Here is a 1,587-nt window from a genome sequence, read left to right as displayed (position 1 = left end):
TTCCCAATGGCTTCGAGGTGACGCTGACCACCGAACGCGCCTATGACATTCCCGACTATGCCGTGATCATCCAGAACTTCGCCAAAAAGGCCGGCATCGACGTCAAGCTCAACGTCCTGCCGCAGGATGCCTATTACGGCTCCGCGACCTTCGGCAGCTCGCCCTGGCTGGACTCAAATCTCGGCATCACCGATTTCGGCCATCGCGGCACGCCCGACATCTTCCTCAACGCGACGCTGAAGAGCGACGGCGCCTGGAACGCCGCGCATTTCAAGAATGCGGACTATGACGCGTTGCTGGTCGACTACGGCAAGGCGCGCGACCTTCAGGCGCAGCGCATCGCCGCCGGCAGGATCCAGACCCTGCTGCTCGACGAGACGCCGGAGATCATCTCCTACTTCTCACAATACAGCCGCATCACCAGCAACAAGGTCGAGAGCGTGCGCTTCACGGCGATCTCGCATCTGCTGCTCGATCGCGTGACCTTCGTTCAGGCATGATGCGCAAACGCCAAGCCGGCCGGGGTCCCGGAACCCGATGCTGACCGGCCGTACCTTGTCTACGCGGACGGCATCGCTCCTGTTCACCTTGTGGCTGGTCAGCGTGCTGGTCTTCCTCGCCGGGCAGGTCCTGCCCGGCGATGTCGGCCGCGTCATGCTTGGCCCGTTTGCGGATGCTCAAGCCGTCGCGGCGCTGAACAGGCAGCTTGGCGCCGATCAGCCGGTGCTGGTGCAATACTGGCACTGGTTCAGCCGGGCGCTGACAGGCGATTTCGGCACGTCACTGTCGATGCGGGCGCCGGTCGCGCCTTTCGTGCTGGCAAGCCTCGGCCGCTCGGCAGCACTTGCCGGCATCATCCTGCTGTTGCTTGTACCGGTGGGCGTAGGCGCGGGCATCATTGCGGGTCTAAACCAGGGCCGCCTGATCGACCGGCTGATCGTGCTTGCCGGCGTCTCCTTCGGCATCGTTCCCGATTTCGTATCCGGCCTGTTGCTGCTCATGGTCTTCGGCCTGTGGCTGAGCTGGTTCCCGATCACCGGCGCCGCGCCGGACGGCGCCGGCTTCTGGACAAGCGGCCACTATCTCATCCTGCCGGCTTTGCCGTTGGTGCTGAACCTCACCGGCTATCTGGCGCGCATGACGCGGGCCGGCGTGGTCGAGGCCCTGGCCGCCGACTACACGCGCACGGCGACGCTGAAAGGCCTTGACCGTTCGCAGGTCATTGTCCGCCACGTCTTGCCCAATGCGCTGACGCCGACCATCGCGGTGCTCGCGACCCAGAGCGGCTATATGCTCGGCGGTCTCGTGGTGATCGAAGCCCTGTTCGGCATCCAGGGCCTCGGCAATCTCGTGCTCAACGCTGCCAAGTCACGCGACTTTCCCATGCTTGAGGCCGGCGTGCTGGTCATGGCGACGATCTTCGTCCTGTCGGCCGCGGCAGGCGATCTCGTTCAGGCGCTGCTCGATCCGCGGCAGCGGCGGCGGGCGTCGCTATGATGGACCTGCTGGAGTTTCCGGCGCCGGCGCGCGCATCTTTTTTCCCGCGGGTCGTCAGCCGGTTAAGCCGTGCCGTTCGCGGCCTGCCGC

Annotated in this window: 1 protein-coding gene and 1 pseudogene; both read left to right on the top strand. The window is 65.2% G+C overall.

Features of this window, described 5'->3' with window-relative positions; genetic code table 11:
• A pseudogene (locus tag EOA33_RS35070) lies at positions 1 to 500 on the top strand (peptide ABC transporter substrate-binding protein); the annotation flags it as partial.
• 37 nt (positions 501 to 537) lie between these two features.
• Entirely contained in the window at positions 538 to 1,497 is a 960-nt protein-coding gene (locus tag EOA33_RS35065; protein ID WP_127407675.1) for an ABC transporter permease, read from the top strand.
• Positions 1,498 to 1,587: the final 90 nt, after the last annotated feature.

Source organism: Mesorhizobium sp. M4A.F.Ca.ET.050.02.1.1 (assembly GCF_003997725.1).
Classification (GTDB): Bacteria; Pseudomonadota; Alphaproteobacteria; order Rhizobiales; family Rhizobiaceae; genus Mesorhizobium.
This window is presented reverse-complemented; position numbering and strand designations above follow the sequence as displayed.

Bases quoted from the DNA above. Each gene is read 5' to 3' on its own strand.
- EOA33_RS35065 (WP_127407675.1), top strand. From the start codon at position 538: ATGCTGACCGGCCGTACCTTGTCTACGCGGACGGCATCGCTCCTGTTC.